This is a genomic window from Bacillus sp. RC251 (assembly GCF_044908765.1).
Lineage (GTDB): Bacteria > Bacillota > Bacilli > Bacillales > Bacillaceae_G > Bacillus_A > Bacillus_A wiedmannii.
In genome coordinates this window covers 45,031-63,127 of sequence record NZ_JBIYDP010000017.1, presented here as the reverse complement: position 1 = coordinate 63,127, position 18,097 = coordinate 45,031, and the positions used below count along the sequence as shown (strand labels likewise).

The following is an 18,097-nucleotide window of genomic DNA, read 5'->3' as shown; positions in this document are numbered from 1 at the left end:
GAGGGGATAAAGACTCGATATGTGGATGAACTTGTGATGATTCGAAATTTAGATAGATAAATTTTTCTCTCATAAGTGAGGGTTTATTTAGTTATCTGTAAATCATTCAAGGACTGCATATTTGGCTTGTACATCCCTTTTGTAAGGATAATGTGTAGGGAAATTCATATCTCTTATATAAAGTATGCGTCCTTTAAATTGGAGGAGTATATGATGAATCAATTAAAAAATAAAATAGCAGTTGTTACAGGTGTAAGTCGTCTAGATGGTATAGGCGCAGCGATTTGTAAAGAATTAGCTGGAGCAGGATATGATATATTTTTTACGTATTGGACAGCGTACGATAAAGAAATGCCTTGGGGCGTTGATCAAAGTGAACAAACACAATTAAAAGAAGAGTTACTAAAAAACGGTGTGAAAGTATCGAGTATGGAGTTAGATTTAACTCAGAATGATGCACCGAAAGAGCTTATAAATAAAGTTACTGAACAACTAGGTTACCCTCATATATTAATTAATAATGCAGCGTATTCTAAAAATAATGACTTCTCTAATTTGACTGCTGAAGAATTAGATAAGCACTACATAGTAAATGTTCGTGCAACTACATTGTTAAGTAGTCAATTTGCCCGAGGATTTGATAAGAAATCTGGTGGTAGAATTGTGAATATGACGTCGGGACAATTTCAAGGGCCTATGGTTGGAGAGCTAGCGTATGCAACAACGAAGGGAGCTATTGATGCCCTTACGAGTTCGTTGTCAGCTGAAGTCGCCCACCTAGGTATAACAGTGAATGCAATTAATCCAGGTCCAACTAGTACAGGCTGGATGACTGAAGAGATAAAGCAAGGATTAAAGCCGATGTTTCCTTTTGGTAGAATTGGTGAGCCGAGGGACGCGGCAAGACTCATTAAGTTTTTAGTAAGTGAAGAAGCAGAATGGATTACTGGACAAGTTATTCATTCTGAAGGTGGATTTAAAAGGTAAAAAGAAGGTATCTCACCCTAGTGAGATACCTTCTTTTTTAATCTTTCTTCAATCTTCGTGCAACACCGTTCCCTAAAGATTGTAGCCCTTGAACGAGGATAATTAAAATAAAGACAGTTGCATACATTACTTCCGGTTCGTAGCGTAAATGTCCGAATCGATATGCTAAATCACCAAGACCGCCAGCACCTACAAGTCCAGCCATTGCTGTTGCACCGATTAAACCAATCGTTGCAATTGTTAATCCAAGTACAAGGGAGGGACGAGCTTCTTTCACCATAACGTGCCAAATGATTTTTATAGTAGAAATGCCCATCGCTTGGTAAGCTTCAATAACACCACGATCTACTTCTAATAAAGCTGTCTCCATTAATCGTGCAATATAAGGAGCTGTGAATACGACAAGTGGTACGATAACACCTTGCACACCAATGGAGGTTCCCATTAGAAACTTTGTAAAAGGTAAAATGAAGAATAATAGAATGATAAATGGAAGAGAGCGAATTATATTAATAACGGTATTAAGAATAGGATAAATAATTTTATTTTCATGCTGTCCACCAGGTCGCGTTAAAACAAGTGTAACGCCAAGTGGTAATGCAATAAGGATAGAGATAAATAGTGAAATAGATGTCATTTGAAATGTTTGAATGGTTGCTTCCCATATGACTTTACCCCATTCATCCAAAAAGGATTTGTTTCCCATAGTCTGTTCTACCTCCTTCTACAATGATCCCTTGCTCTTGTAAAAATGATAAAGCGCGGTCTACTTCAGTTTTTTCACCTTGCATATGAATAATCAGTTTCCCGTATGCTTCATGTTTTAACTGCGTAATATTACCGGATAAAATATTCGGATACACTTGAAAGCGTTTTGTAGCGATAGCTAACGCTGGTTCGCCAGAAGAGGTTCCTATAAATGAAAGTGTTACGATTTCTCCGGTTCTTTGAAGTTCTTTTTGTACTTCTTCTGGAATTTTAGCTGCAAATGCACTGTTTACGAATTTCTTCGTTGTTGTATGCTGTGGGTTTGTGAAGATATCCTTCACAGTCCCGCTTTCAACTACTGCTCCATGTTCCATAACAGCAACTCGGTCACATATACGCTGGATAACATTCATTTCATGTGTAATTAATAAAATTGTGATCCCGATTTCTTCATTAATCTTTAATAATAGGTCGAGAATAGATTCAGTTGTTTCTGGATCCAAAGCACTCGTTGCTTCGTCGCTTAATAACACTTCCGGTTCATGTGATAGTGCACGTGCAATGGCAACACGTTGCTTCTGGCCGCCAGAAAGTTCGCTCGGATATGCATCTTTTCGGTTAAAAAGATCGACAATACGTAAATACTTTTCTACCCTTTTTTCAATTTCATTTTTGGGAAGACCAGATAGACGTAACGGTAATGCGATATTTTCATAAACTGTCACAGTTTTAAGTAAGTTGAATCCTTGAAAAATCATTCCGATTTTTTGTCTCGATTTTGCTAGTTCTTTTGCTGATAAAGTTGTTAAGTCTTGGCCGTTTACAATGATATTTCCTGTCGTTGGTTTTTCTAATAAATTTACACATCGAATTAATGTACTTTTACCAGCGCCACTATATCCAATGATTCCAAATAATTCGCCCTTTTTTACTTGAAGGGAAGTAGGTTTAAGAGCTTCTACATTCCCTTTTTTTGTTGTAAATACTTTGGATACATTTTTTAATTCAATCATTATCGTCAGCTCCTACCAAGATGGTAAAACTGAACCATCAAATTTTTTCTCGATAAATTCTTTTACTTCTTTAGATTGATAAGCTTTCTTTAATTTATTTACAACAGCATCATCTTTATTTTCAGTACGAACAACGACCCAGTTTACATATGGTGAATCTTTTCCTTCACGGAAAATAGAATCTTTCGCAGGGCTTAATTTTGCACCTAATGCAAAGTTTGTATTAATTGCAGCTGCTTTCACTTCACTTAGTTGTGTCGGTAATTGAGATGCCTCTAATTCAACAATCTTTAAATTTTTTGGATTTTCAATTACATCTTTCGCAGTCGCTTTTTCTGTAGCCTTTGGATCCACTTTTAAAACGCCTGCTTTTTCAAATAGCTTTAAAGCTCGAAGTTCATTCGTTGGATCATTTGGTACAGCGATTGCATCGCCCTCTTTTAAGTCTTTTACATCTTTTATGTCTTTAGAATATACGCCCATAGGGAATGTTACTGTTGAAAATACTTCAGTTAATTTCATATTACGTTCCGCTTTAAATACGTCTAAATATGATTTCGTTTGATAGCTATTTACATCGAGGCTTTTTTCATCTAAAGATACGTTCGGTGCTACATAATCATTAAATACTTTTACATCAATCTCGAGTCCGTCTTTTGCTGCCACTTCTTTTACCTTTTCAAAAATTTGTTCATGTGGTCCGCCAGTTACACCGACAGTAATCTTTTTCTCATCTAATGCTTTTACCTCTTTATCAGAATTAGCACCACATGCACCTAACAATAATACCGCTCCACTTACAATGCTCAATAATACTTTTCTCATCTATAGTTCCCCCTTCATATACGTTCCAAAATAAAAAGCACCTCTCAAAAATAAGAGAGGTGCCGAATAGATAAAATAGGTTCCTCTCTTATCTTCCAAAACGAAAACTCGTTTTGCAGGAATTAGCACCTTAGCTTATACGTCATAAGCTCGGTTGCCGGGCATCATCGGGCCAGTCCCTCCGCCACTCTTGATAAGAGTATGTGTATGTAGTTTTTTAATATGGTACTAATAGTAAATCTTACAAAAAGAATTGTCAATGTTATTTTCTGAATATATTTTATTTTAAGGTAATAGAAACGTTACCTTTCTTATGTCCCTTTTCCACATACATATGAGCTTCAGCAATTTCTTCTAATCGGTAAGTTCTATCAATAACAGGTTTTAAATGTTCTGTTTCAGTTAGTTCTTTTAGTAGAATCATATCCTCTTTACTTACCTTTGCCATCATTCCATTAACAGATACATATTTTCCATTGGGTGTTAATGCATTTGTACAAAGGGATTTTTTATACTTTCCAACTGCATCAAATATAATATCGTAGCGCTCGCGCCTCTTAGTAAAATCTTCTTTCGTATAATCAATTACTTTATCAGCTCCTAAAGATTGAACGAGTTCAAAATTTGAATTACTACAAACACCCGTAACGGTTGCGCCGAAATATTTAGCAAGTTGTACAGCAGCTGTTCCTACCGATCCTGAGGCACCATATATGAGCACTTGTTGCCCTTTTTTTATACGACCCTTTCTCAGGAAATGTAATGCTGAAGTTCCACCAAAAGGAATAACTGCCGCTTCTTCATACGTCACATTGGTAGGTTTTAATGTTATTAATCCACTTTCATGTACGCATGTGTACTCGGCATAACCACCGAGGTTTAGTTCTGTTAATGCAAAGATAGAATCTCCTTTTTTAAATTGGGTTACATCTGTTCCTATTTCTTCGATTTCACCGGATAACTCTACGCCAAGTATAGGTTTTCTCGGTTTTCTGAAACCTAATATGATCCGCATAGGAATCCAAAATAAGAGGGGACTATTAAAACCGCGTATTCTACAATCTCCAGTCGATACACTTGTTGCGTGAATTTTAATTAATACTTCGTTCTTTTTAGGTGTAGGTTTCTCTATATTTTGAAGCTGAAGAACGTTAGGTGGTCCATATTTTGTGCAAATCATTGCTTTCATAATAACCTCCCGAATTTCGTTGTTTTTATTTACATCATATTTAAACCTTTCATCAAACATGTTGTTATTTAGAGCTGAATTTAAATAATGACATTGGAAATCATATAGATTTAAAAGATGAAAAAGTGGTATTATTTGGTAAAGGGGGATTTTTATGAAGAAAATTATAGTAGCTTCTAGTTTATTACTTACAATTGGTTTAGGGGTAGGGTGTAGTAGTGATAAAGTATCGAAGACGGGTGAACCCAAAACGGCATCAGTAAAGAAAGAGAAGGATTTAGCCGCAAAAGATATTTTTAATAAGGCGTATGAGAACTTAAAAAATGAAGAGTATGTAACGGTGATGCAGGATATGGACATAAAGGCTGATGGACAAGAACTGAGTATAATGAAGGCTAAAATACAAATAGAGCTGAAAACAAAGAGTTCTCGTGCTGAAATGAATGTTTCGGGTACGGATATTATCATTTATGGTGTAAATGATAAAATTGTTGGTCAAGTGAAGAATCCTAATACAGGTGAAGTTATATCTATACCAGAAGAGAAATTAAATATTAGTGGGATGAATGCAGCCAAGAGTGTGAAAGAGAATGTAGAAATCCCACCAGAAATTGTACAAAAAATGAAGATGGAAAAAAGTGGAGACAAATATAAATTAAAGGTCAGGTTAAAAGGAAAAGATGCAGAGAGTATTTTAGGTAGTATAGGTGAAACGCAGAAGAAAGCATTAGAAGCACAAAATGCAAAGGTAGAAGAGATAGATGCAGAATATATGATCACAAAAGATTTTAAATATGAATCATTAAAATTGGATATAGTTGTGAGTAGAAATAGTAAGGAGAAAGCAAAAATTATGACGGATATAAAATATACATCATATGAAAAATTTGATCCCATACAGTTGCCAGTAACGAATTAATTGATTTGAAGAGAGATGCCTAAAAGAGTAAGGGTATCTCTCTTTTTTCGTTACTAATATATTTTCTTCTTAGAAAAATATGTACAATATGTAGTGAAAGAAATTCAAACAAGGAGAGTGTCATTTGAAAAAAAGAAAGATAGTAGTTGTCATTGTAGCGTATACCGTTTTGTTAGCGGCGTCTGTACATACGTATAAAAAACAACTCGATCATCCTATGATGAGTGATGTCGGTAAATTGCTCCCGACAAAGATTAAACGTGTTGAAAGTGCTACGGATGAGCACTTGTTAGTAAAATTAGTGCAAGATGCAAAAGTTTCAGGAGAGAAAATTTCCATTGCAGGTATGCAACATAGCCAAGGAGGACAGACGTATTATCCGAACGGCACGATGCTTGATATGAAGGGATATAATAAAATATTAGAATTTGATCCGGAGGAGAAGAGGATTAGGGTGCAAAGCGGTGTCACATGGAATGACATTCAAAAGAAAATCAATCCATATGGTCTTGCGGTTCAAGTAATGCAATCTCAAAATATTTTTACTGTTGGTGGTTCATTAAGTGTGAATGTACATGGGCGTGATATTCGTCATGAAGCATTGATTGATACAGTAGAGTCATTCAGATTGTTAATGGCAGATGGTACGGTACGTAATGTAAGTAGAGAAGAAAATGCAGAGCTATTTCCATATGTCATAGGTGGTTACGGGTTATTTGGTGTCATTTTAGATGTGACATTAAAGTTAACTGATGATGAATTATATGAAATGCATACGAGAATGATAGATTATAAAGAATACACATCTTATTTCAAAGATAAAGTGAAAAGAGATGAAAATGTTCGTATGCACTTAGCCCGTATTTCTGTTGCCCCCAATTCATTTTTAAAAGAGATGTATGTGACAGATTATACATTGGCGAAAAATCAAAATATGAGGGAAGAGTACAGTGAATTAAAAGAGGAAACTATTATAGCTGCACCGAAATTTTTACTCGGATTATCCCGTTATAGCGATTGGGGAAAGAATACATTTTGGGATATACAAAGAAGTTATTTTGAGCGTACAGATGGAGCGTATGAGACGCGAAATAATGTTATGAGGTCAGATAGTGCCTTTATGGAATATGAAAATCCGAATAGAACAGAAGTGTTACAAGAATACTTTGTGCCTATAGATTTCTTCACGGAATACATAGATGATTTACGTAACGTATTAAATGAAGAAGAGTTTAATTTGCTCAATATTACGATTCGTTATGTGGAAAAGAATGAAAATGCAGTTTTATCCTATGCGAAAGATGATATGTTTGCGCTAGTTCTTTTAATTAACCAAGGACGCTCAGAGGATGAAATAAAGAAAACAGAAGATGTCATTCAGAAAATGATTGATGTTACTTTAAAACATAATGGTAGTTATTATTTACCGTACTATTCGTATCCAACGAAGGAGCAGTTAAAGAGGGCATATCCTCGTATAGAAGAATTTCTTCAGAAGAAAAAAGAAGCGGATCCAAAAGAGAGATTTGTGAATTTATTTTATAGGGAGTATACGAAATGACATATAGAAGATTTGTAGCGTCACAAAGCATAATTATGATGGCGGGAAGTATGGTATTTCCTTTTTACATTCTATTGCTTCGGAATGTTGGGAATAGCTTCTCGCAGTTTGGCTGGGCGTATGGCTTATTTGCTTTAACTTCAGCACTTGTATATCCATTAGTAGGAAAGATGTCTGATCGAGTAGGCGATCAAAAATTATTAATTATATATGCTTGGTCCATGGCAATATTAATGCTTTGTTTCCCGATTGCCACGGAAGTCTGGCATGTTTATATTCTCCAAATTGTAATGGGAGTTTTAGGTGCTGTGCAGCGTAATACCGAGAAGACGTCGTTAGCACGAAAGGTTGTGCAAGAAAATGCTGGTTATGAGATTGGAAAATATCATGTGTGGACATCGATTGGAGGAGCAGTAGCAATTATTGCCACGGGATATTTAGTAGATTTCTTTACGATTGGTACGATTTTTTATATTGCATCTATCTTATATGTAGTGAGCGGAGTTGTATTAAGTAGTAAAAAAATATAATCATCCCCATTTTTACCTGAATACCCTTTATTTGTTATACTAAAGGGGAAGACAAAAGAAAAGGGGACATTGCCTTTGATGAAATTTTTAATTTTAGCTATTCTCACTTTGTTTTTGATTCCATGGACAAGAAGCGGTAGTAAACTTCGAGCAGTGGATAAGAAAGGGGATGAGAAGGTTGTAAAGGGTAAGAAATCATCCATTTTAGTTATTCCTGTATTATTTTGGATAGGTATTGCAATCTATGAATATCTTTGGCTAATCGATGATCGAGCAGATTCGATTCTTACTCATTATTCTGTTGCAGTAGCAATTTTAATTGGGCTTGTTTTATTTTCACAAGATCAAATAGGGAAATTAGAAGGTACATTAAAAGGACTTCTAATGTTTATTTTACTCGCAAGTTACGGCTATTTTGGTTATTTACATGATATAGTAATCACGCAAAAAAAATATGATTCTGTTGTGAAGATCGAGAAAGATATTTCAGAGCCGTTTACTGAAAATGATCAACCGTTTACAGTGCCGCCAAAGACAGCGGAAAATAAAATGAAAAAAGTATTTGGGGATATTCCGAAAGTAGCTTATTTTGAGCTAGGGGAATTAACGCCACAAATGGTAAATGGTGAGGCTTTATATGTAGCACCGATTGAAGTTTCAGGCTTTTTTAAAGCACGTAAAGCTGAGACAATTCCAGGGTACGTAACGATGTCAGGTACGAATCCTGATGCGGAAGCGAAACTGCACCTTGGTTATAAAATGAAATATGTGCCAAGCATGTTCTTCGGGAATAATTTAGAGCGTGTTGTAAGGCAAGCCGAACCAAATCTAATCTTTAAAGGGAAACCTAAATTTGAAGTGGATGATAAAGGGAAACCGTATTATACAATGACGTATGGTGAATTTATTTCAGGAAGATCTGGATTTGAGGTAGAGGGCGTTGTAGTAGTAGATGCACAAACAGGTGAAGTGAAAAGATATGATAAAGGAAAAGCGCCTAAATTTGTTGATGGTGTATTAAATCACGAGACCGCATCTACATTAAATACGTACTTCGGTAAATATATTCACGGATTTTGGAATACGAAATTCTCGCAAACGGATATGAAGATTCCGACTGAGTGGGGAACGAAAGAAGGAGTTACACCAATATTCGGTAAGGATGGAACGTTATATTATTTTACTGATTTCACCTCCCCGAAAGAGGGAGTAGATTCTGCGTTAGGTTACTCGCTTATCGATGCGCGTACAGGTAAGTTGTATTACTATAACGGAAAAGAAGTGAAGGGAATTATGGATGGTTCAGCTGCTTCGGAAGTAGTGGATAATTCCTTTAAGAGAGAGAAATGGCATGGAACGATGCCGGTTATTTATAACGTGTATGGTAAACCTTCTTGGATTGTACCTGTTATTGATGACGGGGGATTAGTACGTGCTCATACAGTTATCTATGCTTCTAATGCGAAAATATTTGCAACAGGTTCGACGCAAAAAGAAGCGCTTGAGAATTATAAAAATGCGCTGAGTGGAAGTGGAGATTCATTTAGACCGACTTCAAATGGTAAAGAAGCACAAAAAGAAGGCGTTGTACAACGTGTATATAAAGAAAAATCAGGTGAAAATACAATTGTGTATGTACTGTTAGAGAATGAACAAAAAGTATTTATGATACCGGTGAAGAAATTCCCATATGCTATGTTTACAGAAGTGGGAGATCCAATTCAAATCACATATTTAGATACAGGAGAGGCGATGTCTTCCGTATCTAAATTTACAAATAGCAATTTGAAAAAGTAAAGCGATAGAAATTCTATCGCTTTTTTTACGGTATGAAACAGGAAAATGCACTATACTTGACGTATGTTTATGTTGTAACTATAATTGTTACGATTTAGTATTTATCGGAAAGGGTGAACGGAAAAAGTGAATGGAGTTAATCACGAAATATATAAACCTGTAAAGACAAATAGGTTATGGATGATTCTTGTATTAGGGACACTTACGGCGATTGGGCCATTATCTATTGATATGTATTTGCCTTCTTTACCAAAATTAACAGATGATTTACAAACAGGCGCATCTCTTGCACAGCTTACATTGACAGCTTGTTTGCTTGGGCTTTCAGTAGGACAATTATTTGTCGGTTCAATTAGTGACATTTACGGAAGGCGCAAACCTCTTATTATTGCTCTTATTATTTATGTTGCTTCTTCTTTACTTTGTGCTATTGCGCCATCTATTTGGAGTTTAGTGTTATTACGCTTCTTACAAGGAGCTTCAGGATCGGCTGGGATTGTTATATCACGTGCAATGGTGCGTGACATGTATTCGGGTTCTGAAATGACGAAGTTTTTCTCACTGCTCATGTTAGTAAACGGAGCAGCGCCTATTTTGGCACCGATTATTGGAGGACAATTGCTACAGTTTACAACATGGCGCGGTGTCTTCATCGTTCTTGGAGCAATTAGTGTATTCATGTTAATATCAGCTACTTTTGTATTACGTGAAACATTACCTATCGAAGAAAGAGAAACAGGTGGATTGTCAGGGACGTTGGCGACGTACGGAAAACTGTTAAAGGATCGTCTGTTTATGGGATATGCATTGTCACAAGGGCTAGTAACGGCGGCAATGTTTGCATACATTTCGGGCTCACCATTTGTGCTGCAGAACATATACGGAGCATCACCACAGCAATTTAGTTTATTCTTTGCGATTAACGGTATCGGTATTATTATTGCTAGTCAGGTAACAGGTCGTTTAGCAGGGAAAGTGAATGAGAAGACATTATTTGTTGCTGGTATTATTATTGCAGCTGTTGGCGGTTTATCTTTACTACTGACAATCGTACTAGGAATAGGTTTAATTGGTGTTTTATGTTCGTTATTCCTTGTCGTATCAAGTGTCGGGGTTGTATCAACAACTGGATTCTCGTTAGCGATGAGAAATCAGAAACAAGCCGCAGGAACAGCGTCGGCCTTATTAGGATTATTACAGTTCATTTCAGGAGCACTTGTTGCACCGTTAGTAGGTATTGGCGGAAGCAATACCGCATTACCGATGGGGGTTGTGATAGCTCTTTGTGAAATTGGTGCTGTGTTATGTTATCTATTTATGGCCAGAAGAAGTGAGAAGCAGTTTGAACTGCAACAAAGACAAAATTTAGAGGCTTAATTTATACAAAAGAGCTGATTCAAACATGTTTTGAATCAGCTTTTTTTTCATTTCTTTGAAATAACTTATACAGTGTTGTAAGGTGATGCAAAAGTTATTTGTATAAAGTGACGATACTGTGACAAAAATGTTGGTGTGTATATTAAGGTATCGTCTTAAGTGTAAAAAGTAGGGTGTTCTCGGTATAATAACAAGTGGAGATAAAAGAAACTATAATGAGTAATAGCTGTAGATAAAAGGAGAAGAAGAGATGAAGAAGGTTTTGGGTATTGCTGTAATGGGAAGTATGCTCCTTCTAGCAGGGTGTAATGGAAATAAAGATACGAAAGAACCGAAAGAAACGGTAGAGCAATCTACTGAGCAAACAGAAGAGATGAAAGAATACCGTGCAGTACATGAAAAATACGATATGAAAATGAATAAAGAAATTAATAAAGCACTACAGTTATTTGAGGTGGCAAAAGAAAAGGGCGGTAAGGAAATAACGAATGCTACATATAAAGAAGATGTGCAAAAGGTAACGACTAGCATGTTAGAAGATATTGATAATATACGTAAAGAAATTCGTGTTCCAAAGTCGAAAGAGCAAGAACATGAGGTATACGCTGGTTTCTTGAATGAATCGGAACAAGCAATGAAAAAATTACAGAAGCTAGCTAAAGAAGAAGACTCATCATTGATTCGTGATATAGAAATTAACTTTGCAACAGCATCAACATACTATAAACGTTTTCAAGCAGAAACGAAAAAATAACTTTGCGTACGCGCAAGGTTATTTTTTCTTCTTATCATCTCCGTCTTCATCCTCGGATACTAATACCTTCTGTTCTTCGTGAAATGCAGAGATTGTTTGTCCGGTAAATATTATCGAATGGAGTATAAAAAGAAGTGATACGTTTCTTTTTAATAAAGAGTTTATAGAAGCTGATGATGACAAGTATAACGATTGTTAAGGGTAACTCTATAGTAGCAAGAAGTAAAAACTGATTTTTCTAAATATATCCAATTTGATTGACTTTTCATTTTTTCAGAATTATAATTCGAAATATACAATTTGAACCAAATAATAATATAGCAATTTACTTATCCAGAGAGGTAGAGGGACTGGCCCTATGACACCTCAGCAGCGGGTTCTGTAACAGGAACACCGTGCTAATTCCAGCAAGCAAGTCTTGAAAGATAAGTGATGGGCCTTTGTTTATTAAGCCTTGATCTTATTTTTTAAGATCAAGGCTTTTTGTATTTTAAGAAGCGGAAAAGTAATGGGAACAAATATGTCAATAAAACAAAGTAAATTCATTTGTTTAGGAGGTTATTGAAGTGTATGTTATTAAAAAACTATCGGTTATGGTGTTCACGCTATGGGTCATTACGACAGTAACATTTTTGATTATGCATATCATTCCTGGGGATCCATTTTCATCAGATGCGAAAATCTTTCCAGAGGAAGTAATACAAAATATGAGGGCGAAGTATCACCTCGATGAACCGTTATGGAATCAATATGTCGCTTATTTAGATGGCGTAGTTCATTTTGATTTTGGTGAATCTGTTCAATCGACGGGGCAAGGCGTATCAGAAATTATAACGACAGGATTTGGTCCATCAGCGATTATTGGTTTACAAGCACTTGTTATTTCATTATTAGTCGGAATTGCAGCAGGTACATTTGCAGCTCTCTATCATGGGAAAGTAATTGATTATAGTGTGAGCTTACTTGCGATTCTCGGTATTTCTATTCCAAGTTTTATTTTAGCACCATTATTTATACAAGTATTTGCTATACAATTTGAACTTTTGCCAGTAGCGTCTTGGGGCACATTCGAACATACGGTATTGCCATCCTTCGCATTAGCGTTAGGGCCAATCGCGGTTATTACAAGATTTGTTCGTTCTAATATGATTGAAGTTTTGCAGAGTGATTATATTAAGCTAGCGAGAGCGAAAGGCATCCCGATTAAGAAAATTATTATAAGACATGCTCTTCGAAATGCGATTGTTCCAGTACTTACATTTGTTGGACCGTTAATGGCTGGACTTTTAACAGGGACTTTCGTTATTGAAAAAATATTTTCCATTCCTGGTCTAGGAAAATATTTTGTGGATAGTATTTTTAACCGGGATTATCCAGTCATTATGGGAACAACGATTTTCTATAGTGCATTATTAATTTCTTGTATTTTCATTACAGATATTATTCACCGTATTGTTGATCCGCGTATTCGTTCTATTACGTAAGGAGGGGGGGCATTTAAATGGGAGCTTATGAAATCAATAAACAGTTATTAACGAATGAGGAGAAAAAAGAATTAACGATAAATAAAGATCAGCAAACGATTAGTCGGAAGAAGGAAGTGTTTCGCAAGTTTATATCAAACCCTATAGCAGTTTTAGGGGCAGTGACGTTATTACTAATTATTATTTTCTCACTGGTTGGCGAAAATTTAACGGCATTTACTGCGAGTGAACAAGTAAAAGAAGCAACAAACCTCCCACCTAGTAGTGAGCATTGGTTCGGAACAGATGATTTAGGAAGGGACATATGGGCGCGCACCTGGGCTGGAGGGAAAATTTCACTAACAGTTGGATTAGTGGCAGCGGCTCTTGATATAGGAATAGGTGTACTAATCGGGGGCTTTAGTGGATATGTGAGAGGACGTAGTCGCCTTGGAACGTTAATTGATGAGTGGATTGTACGAGGGATTGAAGTGTTATACGGTATCCCATATTTATTAATTGTTATTTTATTATTAATCGTTATGAAACCAGGGCTTTTTACAATTATTATTGCCCTTGCATTAACAGGATGGATTGGCATGGCACGTCTCGTTAGGGCACAAGTATTATCTTTAAAGCAAAGAGAATTTGTTATTGCAGCGGAGCGATTAGGTACATCGCATATGAAAATTATATACGGGCATTTAATTCCGAACTTAACAGGCATTATTATCGTAAATTTATCATTTACAATTCCAGCAGCTATTTTCTCAGAATCATTTTTAAGCTTTATCGGACTCGGAGTACAATCACCAGCAGCGAGCTGGGGAACGATGACGAACGATGCACTCGGGACATTACTAAGCGGAGAATGGTGGCAATTATTCTTCCCAGCAATCATGATTGCACTCATTATGTTTGCATTTAATGCAATTGGTGATGGTTTGCAAGATGCAATTGATCCGAAGATTGTAAAACGGAATCGAAAGGAGAAAAAACATGGGACAGCTCTTATCTTTAGAAAACGTAACATTGGCCGTTGAAAAAGAGAGTAGTAAGCAAACAATTGTGAAGCATGTTTCCTTTTCTATTAATGAAGGTGAAATCGTTGCACTTGTAGGAGAAAGTGGTTCAGGAAAAAGTGTTACAGCACAATCTATTGTCGGATTAAATCAAGAATCTATTCACATTGATGATGGAAGCATCTTTTTTCAATCTCAAGGGTTGACGAATTTACAAGAATCAGAATGGAATCAAATTCGAGGGAAAGATATTTCGTTTATCTTTCAAGACCCTCTGTCCTCTTTAAATCCGACGATGAAAGTAGGAAGGCAAATTACAGAAGTGATTTTGCAACATGAGAAAAAATCGAAAAGAGAAGCAAAAGAAATTGCGATTAACTTATTAAATGATTTAGGGATACATGAAGCAGAGAAACGTTTTGAACAGTACCCACATCAATTAAGCGGAGGCATGAGGCAACGTATTTGTTTAGCAATTGCGTTTGCGTGTCACCCAAAGCTCGTTATTGCAGATGAGCCTACAACTGCATTAGATGTAACGATTCAAAAGCAAATTATGGGGTTATTAAAAGAGCGAAAAGAAAAACAAAATACGAGTATTTTATTAATTACCCACGATTTGGCGCTTGTACGTGAAGTAGCTGACCGAGTAGTTGTGATGTACGGGGGACGTGTTGTTGAAAAAGGGACGATACAAGAAGTGATAGGTTCACCTAAGCACCCATATACGAAAAGTTTATTGCGAGCTATTCCAAATATGGATGATTCCGAAAAGGTACTTAGGACCATTGAGGGAACAACACCATCAATTGAAACGTTAAATAGCTTTGGGTGCCCATTTGTAAATAGATGCCCAGTAGCAATACAAGAATGTGTTCATCGTTTCCCTGATAGAACAGCATATTCTGGGGAACACAGTTCACATTGTTGGCAACATGTTCTAGAGCATGACCAAGCGAAATCAAAAGAGAAGGTGAATGCCTCATGATGACAGATTTAATTACTGTAAAGCAAGTAACGAAAACGTATGGAAGTAAAAAGAAAGAAATCATAGCGCTAAAAGATATATCACTTTCTATCCCGAAAGGAACAACGCTTGGCATTATTGGAGAAAGTGGTTCAGGAAAGACAACACTTGGTAAGCTCATAGCTGGGATTGAGAGTCCAAAGTCTGGTCAAATTGATTATAACGGTCAAGTTGTTCACAAGTTGAAGTCAGCTCATAAGCGAGATTTCTTGCAGAAAGTACAATTCATTTTTCAAGATTCAACAGCTGCATTAAATCCGCGCTGGAAAGTACGCGATAGCGTAACAGAAGGATATATTTCATTCGGTTTAGGTGATAAAGGATTGAAAGATGAGGTGGCAGGTGATGCGCTAGAACGTGTTGGATTAGATAGACGATATATTGATCGATACCCACACGAATTTAGCGGAGGACAACGTCAACGGATCGCTATTGCAAGGGCGTTATTATGTGAGCCAGAAGTATTAATCCTGGATGAACCAATTTCAGCGTTAGATGTTTCACTTCAAATCCAAATTGTACACTTGTTGCAAAAGATTCAAAAGGAACAAGGCTATACATATTTATTTATCGCGCATGATTTACCGATGGTTCACTACTTATGTGAAAAAGTGGCTGTCTTATATAAAGGAGAACTTGTTGAATTTGGAAATACGGACGAAGTATTCCGTAATCCACAACATTCTTATACAAAAACATTATTAGCATCAACACCAAAAATTTCGGGTTAAAGGAGAATGTAGGATGAAGAAGTTTTTACTGTTTGTCATTATGACTGTTTTAGCGATTACTTCTGTCGCTTGTGGTAAGAAAGAGACGCAAAAAGTAAGTGCTGGTAAGGGAGAAGGAGATCGATTAGTAACGAATATTGGTAGCGATCCATATACACTGGATTCCGCTATTGCAACAGATAGCACATCAGGTTATGTAATTGGACATTTATTCTCAAGCTTATATACGCAAGATAGTGATGGGAAATATCAAAATGAATTAGCAGAGAAAGAAGAAGTAAATGCAGATGGAACTGAATATACAATCCATTTAAAGAAAGATATTAAATGGTCAGATGGTTCTCCTATTACAGCAAATGATTTTGAATTTGCATGGAAGCGGTTATTAAATCCGAAAACGGGTTCTATGAATGGGACAGAAATGTACTTTATTAAAGGTGCAGAGGCGTATAATACTGGAAAAGGTGAAGAAAGCCAAGTTGGTATTCAAGTTGCTGATCCTCAAACATTGAAGGTAACACTTGAGCACCCAGTTGCTTCTATTAAACAAAAATTAGCGAGTTCATTATTTATTCCATTATCTAAAAAATCAATTGATGATAACAATAAATTAAAAACAGATCCAAAAGAGTTAATTACAAATGGACCATTCACGTTAAAAGAATGGAAGCATAACCAAGCAATTACAGTACAAAAAAATAAAGAATACTATGATAAAAAGGTAACATTAAAAGAAATTGAGTTTCGTATTATTCCAGATTCTAAAACAGCGTACCAATTATACAAATCAAAAGAATTAGATTTACTAAGTGGTTTACCACAAGAAATGATTGAGAAAGAAAAAGGAAATAAAGAATATAAGCGTGTTGCGGGATTCTCATCTTATATTTATTCGTTTAACGTAGAAAAAGAGCCATTCACAAATGCGAAAGTACGTAAAGCATTTTCATTAGCAGTTGATCGTAAGTTTATCGTTGAAAAACTGTATAAGAATAATGCGCAAGAAGCATACGCATTCGTTCCAGAAGGAGCAAAAACACAAAGTGGTCGTGATTTCCGTAAAGAAAAAGGTGATTACGTTAAATTTGATCCAGCAGAAGCGAAAAAATTATTAGAAGAAGGCATGAAAGAACAAGGCTGGTCTACATTACCTGAAGTAACATTAAAATTCACTACAGATACACAACATAAAAAAGTAGCAGAAGCAATGCAGGAAATGTTTAAGAAAAATCTTGGTGTAGATATTAAATTAGAAAATAAAGAGTGGAAGAGTTACATCGATACATATAAGCAAAGTGATTTCCAATTAGCTTATATGGGATGGGGCGGTTCTTTATTAGACCCAATTACTAAACTAGATTTATATGCAGGTGATGGTCCAAACAACTATGCAAAATGGCATAATAAAGAATTTGACGCTTTAATCAAAGAAGCAGAAGTTGAACAAAATGAAGATAAGCGTTTTGATTTATTGCATAAAGCAGAAGATATTATGTTTACAGATTCACCGTTAATTCCAATTATATTCCCTTCTGATTCTTACTTACAAAAAGGATCAGTATCTGGACTTCAATATTATGTTGGATCTAAACCAGATTTAAGATATGCAAAAATAAAGAAGTAGGCAACCGCCTACTTCTTTATTTTATTTCTCTTTTATATTCTTTTTTCGTTCCATCAGAGAAGACAACTTCTAAATCAAACTTTTGGTAGTCTTTATCAAGTTTGAACACATTTACTACTTGATCGATTACTTCTTGGTCAGGAGTATCTTTATCAAATTTTAATTCTTGTAGAAGTGGGCTTAATTTTGTAATAGCCTCGTCACCTGTAAACTTTGCATTTGATTTATGGTCTTCAAGTTTTGCTTCCATTTTCTTATCAGCTGCTACATTCTTATAATCAGCCTCGTAGTCTTTCTTCGTATCTTGATAGTCTGCATCCAAACTAAATTCATTGAAGTTAAGTTTTAAATCAGCAGGAGCTTCATTTTTTGCTTCTTCAGTAGTTTTCTTATTAGAAGTTGTATCTTCTTTTGCAGGAGCTTTACATCCTGTTAATACAGGTACTAGCATAAGCGCTAATAAAACTGATAGTAAAATTCTCATTATAATTTCCTCCTTATGTAAATTCGTTCTATACAAGTTTTTCCCAAAATCATGTAATTATGTATGTGTTGAAAATAAATTATTAA

The 18,097-nt window shown here is 35.8% G+C and carries 17 protein-coding genes, 1 pseudogene and 2 riboswitches; of the genes and pseudogenes, 12 read left to right on the top strand and 6 right to left on the bottom strand.

Translation table 11 applies throughout. The features are described from left to right. Positions 1-210: 210 nt before the first annotated feature. The gene (locus tag ABH961_RS27745; RefSeq protein WP_098079912.1) at positions 211-987 is read left to right on the top strand and encodes an SDR family oxidoreductase; all 777 of its coding nucleotides are present in this window, start codon (positions 211-213) and stop codon (positions 985-987) included. A gap of 37 nt (positions 988-1,024) precedes the next feature. Here the strand turns inward: ABH961_RS27745 and ABH961_RS27740 are convergent, their stop codons facing one another. From ABH961_RS27740 to ABH961_RS27725, 4 genes are all read right to left on the bottom strand, one after another. Next, on the bottom strand, positions 1,025-1,693 hold the full coding sequence (locus ABH961_RS27740; RefSeq protein WP_048542980.1) for a methionine ABC transporter permease: 669 nt from the start codon (positions 1,691-1,693) through the stop codon (positions 1,025-1,027). Then, entirely contained in the window at positions 1,668-2,708 is a 1,041-nt protein-coding gene (locus ABH961_RS27735) for a methionine ABC transporter ATP-binding protein (RefSeq protein ID WP_098079914.1), read from the bottom strand. Before ABH961_RS27735 ends, ABH961_RS27740 begins: the two co-directional genes overlap by 26 nt. 12 nt (positions 2,709-2,720) lie before the next feature. Continuing rightward, positions 2,721-3,533: a MetQ/NlpA family ABC transporter substrate-binding protein gene (locus tag ABH961_RS27730; RefSeq protein ID WP_098048776.1), complete on the bottom strand. Its 813-nt coding sequence runs from the start codon at positions 3,531-3,533 to the stop codon at positions 2,721-2,723. 85 nt (positions 3,534-3,618) lie between these two features. Next, positions 3,619-3,733, bottom strand: a riboswitch (SAM riboswitch). Between the two features lie 80 nt (positions 3,734-3,813). Beyond that, positions 3,814-4,722: an NAD(P)-dependent alcohol dehydrogenase gene (locus ABH961_RS27725; protein WP_098642506.1), complete on the bottom strand. Its 909-nt coding sequence runs from the start codon at positions 4,720-4,722 to the stop codon at positions 3,814-3,816. 154 nt (positions 4,723-4,876) lie between these two features. Here ABH961_RS27725 and ABH961_RS27720 point away from each other — a divergent pair, with 154 nt between their 5' ends. The 6 genes from ABH961_RS27720 (at position 4,877) to ABH961_RS27695 (ending at position 11,660) form a co-directional block, all read left to right on the top strand. Further along, positions 4,877-5,641, top strand: coding sequence for a hypothetical protein (locus ABH961_RS27720; RefSeq protein ID WP_098068808.1), 765 nt, complete (start codon positions 4,877-4,879; stop codon positions 5,639-5,641). Between the two features lie 124 nt (positions 5,642-5,765). Further along, entirely contained in the window at positions 5,766-7,202 is a 1,437-nt protein-coding gene (locus tag ABH961_RS27715; protein ID WP_048542969.1) for an FAD-binding oxidoreductase, read from the top strand. Further along, a complete protein-coding gene (locus tag ABH961_RS27710) occupies positions 7,199-7,732 on the top strand; it encodes an MFS transporter (protein WP_000222365.1) in 534 nt (177 codons plus the stop codon). Before ABH961_RS27715 ends, ABH961_RS27710 begins: the two co-directional genes overlap by 4 nt. Before the next feature lie 78 nt (positions 7,733-7,810). After that, positions 7,811-9,529, top strand: coding sequence for a DUF3981 domain-containing protein (locus ABH961_RS27705; RefSeq protein ID WP_048542966.1), 1,719 nt, complete (start codon positions 7,811-7,813; stop codon positions 9,527-9,529). 126 nt (positions 9,530-9,655) lie between these two features. Next, positions 9,656-10,906 (top strand): multidrug effflux MFS transporter, encoded by a 1,251-nt coding sequence (locus tag ABH961_RS27700; RefSeq protein WP_098079920.1) that lies wholly within the window; start codon positions 9,656-9,658, stop codon positions 10,904-10,906. A gap of 250 nt (positions 10,907-11,156) precedes the next feature. Then, the gene (locus ABH961_RS27695) at positions 11,157-11,660 is read left to right on the top strand and encodes a lipoprotein (RefSeq protein WP_048542964.1); all 504 of its coding nucleotides are present in this window, start codon (positions 11,157-11,159) and stop codon (positions 11,658-11,660) included. A gap of 18 nt (positions 11,661-11,678) precedes the next feature. Here the strand turns inward: ABH961_RS27695 and ABH961_RS27690 are convergent. Continuing rightward, positions 11,679-11,871: pseudogene (locus ABH961_RS27690) on the bottom strand (DUF3951 domain-containing protein). A 115-nt stretch (positions 11,872-11,986) separates the two neighbouring features. After that, positions 11,987-12,092: riboswitch (SAM riboswitch) on the top strand. A 134-nt stretch (positions 12,093-12,226) separates the two neighbouring features. On the opposite strand from ABH961_RS27690, the gene ABH961_RS27685 reads away from it, so the two are divergent. The 5 genes from ABH961_RS27685 to ABH961_RS27665 are packed head-to-tail and all read left to right on the top strand — an operon-like array spanning position 12,227 to position 17,527. Beyond that, positions 12,227-13,144, top strand: coding sequence for an ABC transporter permease (locus ABH961_RS27685; RefSeq protein ID WP_000289321.1), 918 nt, complete (start codon positions 12,227-12,229; stop codon positions 13,142-13,144). 17 nt (positions 13,145-13,161) lie between these two features. Further along, entirely contained in the window at positions 13,162-14,166 is a 1,005-nt protein-coding gene (locus ABH961_RS27680; RefSeq protein WP_098642504.1) for an ABC transporter permease, read from the top strand. After that, positions 14,123-15,133 carry an ABC transporter ATP-binding protein gene (locus ABH961_RS27675; RefSeq protein ID WP_098079922.1) on the top strand — a complete coding sequence of 337 codons (1,011 nt, stop codon included), beginning with the start codon at positions 14,123-14,125 and terminating at the stop codon, positions 15,131-15,133. Before ABH961_RS27680 ends, ABH961_RS27675 begins: the two co-directional genes overlap by 44 nt. Continuing rightward, positions 15,130-15,903, top strand: a complete 774-nt coding sequence (locus ABH961_RS27670) for an ABC transporter ATP-binding protein (RefSeq protein WP_404520445.1) — start codon at positions 15,130-15,132, stop codon at positions 15,901-15,903. The genes ABH961_RS27675 and ABH961_RS27670 overlap by 4 nt, the downstream gene beginning before the upstream one ends. A gap of 13 nt (positions 15,904-15,916) precedes the next feature. Beyond that, a complete protein-coding gene (locus tag ABH961_RS27665) occupies positions 15,917-17,527 on the top strand; it encodes a peptide ABC transporter substrate-binding protein (RefSeq protein WP_098642503.1) in 1,611 nt (536 codons plus the stop codon). Positions 17,528-17,543: 16 nt separating this feature from the next. Here the strand turns inward: ABH961_RS27665 and ABH961_RS27660 are convergent, their stop codons facing one another. After that, complete coding sequence (locus ABH961_RS27660) at positions 17,544-18,011, bottom strand: YusW family protein (RefSeq protein WP_001221562.1); 468 nt, start codon at positions 18,009-18,011, stop codon at positions 17,544-17,546. Positions 18,012-18,097 lie beyond the last annotated feature (86 nt).